The sequence below is a fragment of the Streptomyces sp. MnatMP-M17 genome, from assembly GCF_900091995.1.
Lineage (GTDB): Bacteria > Actinomycetota > Actinomycetes > Streptomycetales > Streptomycetaceae > Streptomyces.
Genome location: NZ_FMDK01000817.1, coordinates 1 through 4,676, shown reverse-complemented (window position 1 = coordinate 4,676; position 4,676 = coordinate 1). Strand labels below are relative to the sequence as shown.

The 4,676-nt window shown below is 69.5% G+C and carries 5 protein-coding genes and 1 pseudogene; 1 reads left to right on the top strand and 5 read right to left on the bottom strand.

Features of this window, described 5'->3' with window-relative positions; translation table 11 throughout:
- The 5 genes and pseudogenes from GA0115259_RS31260 to GA0115259_RS31245 form a co-directional block, all read right to left on the bottom strand.
- On the bottom strand, positions 1-178 hold a 178-nt coding region (locus GA0115259_RS31260), incomplete at its 3' end, for a glyceraldehyde 3-phosphate dehydrogenase NAD-binding domain-containing protein (protein ID WP_237540626.1).
- A 156-nt stretch (positions 179-334) separates the two neighbouring features.
- Positions 335-1,072: pseudogene (locus GA0115259_RS31255) on the bottom strand (helix-turn-helix domain-containing protein); the annotation flags it as partial.
- Positions 1,012-1,314 carry a hypothetical protein gene (locus GA0115259_RS42330; protein WP_237540627.1) on the bottom strand — a complete coding sequence of 101 codons (303 nt, stop codon included), beginning with the start codon at positions 1,312-1,314 and terminating at the stop codon, positions 1,012-1,014. The pseudogene GA0115259_RS31255 and the gene GA0115259_RS42330, both read right to left, overlap by 61 nt.
- A 197-nt stretch (positions 1,315-1,511) precedes the next feature.
- Positions 1,512-1,667: a hypothetical protein gene (locus GA0115259_RS40730; protein WP_161230512.1), complete on the bottom strand. Its 156-nt coding sequence runs from the start codon at positions 1,665-1,667 to the stop codon at positions 1,512-1,514.
- A gap of 223 nt (positions 1,668-1,890) precedes the next feature.
- Positions 1,891-3,708 (bottom strand): ABC transporter ATP-binding protein, encoded by a 1,818-nt coding sequence (locus GA0115259_RS31245; RefSeq protein ID WP_093603227.1) that lies wholly within the window; start codon positions 3,706-3,708, stop codon positions 1,891-1,893.
- Positions 3,709-4,099: 391 nt separating this feature from the next.
- Between GA0115259_RS31245 and GA0115259_RS31240 the strand changes: the two genes are divergently transcribed.
- Positions 4,100-4,603, top strand: coding sequence for an MFS transporter (locus GA0115259_RS31240; RefSeq protein ID WP_161230511.1), 504 nt, complete (start codon positions 4,100-4,102; stop codon positions 4,601-4,603).
- The last annotated feature ends 73 nt before the right edge of the window (positions 4,604-4,676 follow it).

The following is a 4,676-nucleotide window of genomic DNA, read 5'->3' as shown; positions in this document are numbered from 1 at the left end:
CAGTCACCGGGCGGCCGAGCCGGCCCGCCGTCGTGTCATAGGCGAGCAGCCGCGCGAGGGTGGTGGGCTCCGTGAGGTCGTTGACGGCGACGACCTCCAGGTCGCTGTCGCGTTCGAGCAGCGCGCGCAGCACATTGCGTCCGATACGGCCGAATCCGTTGATGGCGATGCGAGTCATGAGCGGTCTCCCTTCGGGGTCGCCATCAGGTTCTCGCGCAGTGTCCGCCGGTGACAGCGGCGTGATCGCCACGGTCCAAAAGGATCACGCCACAAGGTAGTGACGGGGATTACGCCACGAGGTGGTGACGGGATCACGCCACATGGTGGGGACGGGCTACTGCCCCCGGGTGAAGGTGCGCCGGTACTCGCTCGGCGTGGTGTCGAGGATGCGCTGGAAGTGCAGCCGCAGATTCGCACCGGTGCCGAGACCGACGTCGGCGGCGATCTGCTCGATACTCCGCTGCGAACGCTCAAGCAGCTCACGGGCCACGTCGATACGGGCTCGCATGACCCACTGCATCGGCGTGTACCCCGTGTCCTCGACAAAGCGCCGCGAGAACGTGCGCGGCGACACCGCCGCATGCCGGGCGAGCACTTCAAGAGTGAGGGGCTCGCCGAGCCGGTGCAGCGCCCACTCCCGGGTGGCGGCGAACCGCTCACCCAGCGACTCGGGCACACTGCGCGGCACATACTGCGCCTGACCGCCACTGCGGTAAGGCGCCGCCACCAGACGCCGCGCCGCGTGGTTCGACGCGGACACCCCCAGATCGCCGCGCAGAATATGCAGGCACAGGTCGATACCCGAGGCGGCACCGGCCGACGTCAGCACGCTGCCCTCGTCGACGAACAGAACATTCGCGTCGACCTGAACGAGCGGACGCTTCGCCGCGAGCGCGCGTGTGTAATGCCAGTGTGTCGTCGCACGCTTGCCGTCAAGCAGGCCCGTGGCAGCCAGCGCGAACGCACCCGTCGAGATCGCGGCGAGCCGCGCGCCCCGATCGTGGGCAGCGATCAGCGCATCAACGACGACCTGCGGCGGATCGTCACGGTCCGGATACCGGTAGCCGGGAACGGTCCTGGCAGAGGCTGTCCGGTGAGGTCCGGTCGTTCCGATGCCGCGTCGATCGCGTCCGGCGTCAGCTGTGCGGACCGGCGGGCGACCCGGCCGCAGACCGCCTCCGCGCGGCCGGACGCTTCCAGGACGAGTTCCTGGCCGTCGTCGCCGACCTCGTCGGGGAGCGGAACGCACGGCACTACGGCGCGCTGCTGCTCACCGGCGCCCACGGCATCGCGGACATGGAGCTCAGCGGCCACTTGGACACGGGCAAGATGCGCACCACCGCCGAAGAGCTCATCGACACCCTCGTCCGTATGGTCGCCGACGCCGGAGAAACGACATAGCGGTGCCCACGACCCGTCAACGGCAGACTCCCCGCCTCCGCACAACTGGGCACCAAGCCCGGTACGCGGGCAAGGACGCCCTCGGTCCGCGCCGGTCGGCCGATGGGCCGTCACCTTCGCCGGGCTTTCCAGCTTCCCCAGGCCAGGCAGGCGAGGATCGCGGCGATCGCGAGGTCGTCGATGCCACCGCGCCGGTTCGCCGTTGCGAGGGCGCCGACGGTGAGAGCGGCGAAGAGTACGGCGAGGATGGTCCAGAACCTGATCACGTCGCCTCCCGACCACGGATGATAGGACTCACCGTAGTGGGCCGCCTGCCACGACGGAGGCAGCTCCGCCGACCACCCGCCTCCGGGGCGTGAGGACGAGACACATGGCGACGGGCGGGCGCCATGCTCCTCGTCCTCCTCACCTTCCCCGCGTTCCCCGCATTCCCCGCAATCCCCAGCAATGCCGCCTCGCGAGGCACAGGGCCACACCCGCCGGACCGGTTCAGCGCAGATCGGGCTGCGGCGCGGGGGTGTCGTCGAGGAAGCCGCCCGACTGGCGCTGCCACAGCTTCGCGTAGGCGCCGTCCGACGCGAGCAACTCGTGGTGCGTGCCCTGCTCGATGATCCGGCCGCGGTCCAGGACCACGAGCCGGTCCATGGTGGCGACCGTGCTCAGCCTGTGCGCCACCACGAGCGCCGTCCGCCCGTCCATGAGCCGCCACAGCGCCTCCTGGACGAGGGTCTCGCTCTCGGAATCCAGGGCGCTGGTCGCCTCGTCGAGTAGCAGGATCGGCGCGTCGCGCAGGATCGCCCTGGCGAGAGCGACCCGCTGGCGCTGTCCGCCGGACAGCTTGACACCTCGCTCGCCCACCATGGTGTCGAAGCCGTCCGGCAGCGCGTCGGCGAACTCCGTGACATGCGCCGCCTCGGCCGCGCGGCGGATCTCGGCGTCCGTGGCGTCCGGCCGGGCGAACGCGATGTTGTCCCGCAGCGTGCGGTGGAACATCGCCGGGTCCTGGGGTACGTAGGCGATCAGGCTGCGCACATCGGCCTGGCGCAGCCTGCTGATGTCCTGCCCACCGATCAGAATCCGGCCGCCGTCGATGTCCGTCATCCGCAGCAGCAGCCGGCTGAGCGTGGTCTTGCCGCCACCGGACCGGCCGACGAGGCCGATCTTCGCCCCGCTGTGCACGGTCAGATCGAGACCCTCGAAGAGAGGCTCCGCACCCGCGTGGGCGAAGGTCACCCGCTCGAAGCGGACATCGGCGCCCCGGGACAGCAGCTGCTCCGGCGACTCCGGGTCGAGCACGGTCGCCGGCGTCAGCAGCAGTTCGGTGAACTGCGCGGCCTCCGTCATCGAGCTCTCCAGACGGCGGTAGATCTGGTTGAACTCGAACATGATCCGCGTCGCGTTGCTGTAGTACGTGAAGGCGAGAACGACCGCCTCCACGTCGTGGCCCCCTGCGCCGAGGGCGACCGCGAGCAGCAGGCCCATCGCGTTGGTCAGCACGGACATCGGCGCGACCAGCGTGTCGATGCGCAGATTGCCGTAGTCCCATGAGCGCAAGGTGAGCCGCCGCGACTCCGCGACGCGGGACTGGTGCTCGGCCGCCTCGCGTTTCTCGGCGGCGAACGCCCGGACCGTGTCCATGTTCATCAGACTGTCGGCGACGTGCCCCGACACCCGGGCGATCGCCTCCTCACGCTGGTCGACGAGCGCCTGACGACGCCGGATGAGCGGCGCCACACACAGCCCCGTCAGCGCGATCATCGCCAAGAGCCCGACAACGAGCAGCGGTTCGTAGCGCCACAGCACCACCGACCCGAACACCAGCGGCACGAAACTGCCCACGACCGAGAACGTCAGGGTGTCGACGAACTCCTCGAAGCGGGAGGCGAAGCTCAGGACCCGCTTGGTCAGCGACCCTGCGAAGTTGTCGTGGAAGAACGCGGCGTCCTTGGCGAACAGCTCGTCCATTCCGATCACATACAGATGCTCGATGCCGAGGGCGTCGAGGCGGTTCAGGAAGTGCAGACCGATACGCCACAGCGTCTCCGCGAGGAGCAGCGCGCCGGCGAAGGCAAGGACATAGGGCAGGGTCGAGCCGACGGTGGTGCCGGCGTCGTCGTCGGCAATGCGGCCGACCAGCTTCGCGACCACCAACGGCGCGACGTAGTTGATACCGATGTTGCCCAGCGCCGGCAGCAGCATCGCGGGCACCGTCACCCATCGGAGCCGGGCCAGCTCCCGTCCGTAGTAACGAAGTGCGAGGAGCACTGCGCCTTTGCCCGGCGCCTCGTGCGATTCAGGCGATCCCATACCATCCCTGTGTGGTCGTGCGGCAGCCGCCGAATGCTTCTACGGGGAGAAGCCGTTGGTCTCACCGGCCGCGCGGAGCTTCGGTTCGAGTGAGTGCCCTCACTCGGGTTGTCCTGGAACAGGCAAAGCACGACGGCAGGGCCACCCGCGCAGCTCGCGGCGACGCACAGGTGCGAGTACGGGGAGGCCAGGCCGGGATCCTCAGTGTCGCGCGGCGGCGCCCGCGCAGTCCAAGTGTTTTTCTCAGCGAGCGTTTTTCTCAGCCGGCGGCAACTCCGCGTACAGGGACGCGATTCACTCGTGCCGTTCCGTCAGCTGATCGTCCATCTTCTTCCGGCAGCTCTCGTACATCGTGATGCGCTCGCACGGGGCGTGCCCCGCGTGCTCGACTATGGATTGGCCGCCTTCTCTGGTCATAAAGGCCAGGAAGCTGTCGGTCAGTGACCCGGAAAGCGCGCTCTACGTGGTCTTCTTCATCAACGGGCTCGTCCTGGCGAGCTGGGCGCCCCGCATCCCGCAGGTCAAGGAACAGCTTCAGTTGTCCGACGGGCAGCTCGGACTGGCCCTGCTCGGGGTGGCTCTGGGCTCCGTACCGGCCATGCCGGCGGCCGGCTCACTGGTGAACCGCTTCGGCAGCCGGGCCGTGGCACGGACCGCGGTCCTGCTGTACGCCGCGGCCATCGCTCTGCCCGGGCTGGCCCGCTCGCTGACCGAACTCATGGTGAGCCTGGCCGTGCTCGGCACCGCGGTCGGTGCGCTGGATGTCGCCATGAACGCCCACGCGGTGGACGTCGAACGGAGCAGCGGACGAGCCCGGCTGTCCTCCTTCCACGCCCTCTTCAGCGCGGGTGGGCCGGTGCGCTGGTCGGTACGCTCGCCGCGGCCGGGGGCGTGACGCCGCGCGCCCAGTTCACCGCGTCGGCCGTCGTCGCGGTGATCGCCGCCGGGTCGGCGGCGGCCACCCTGCG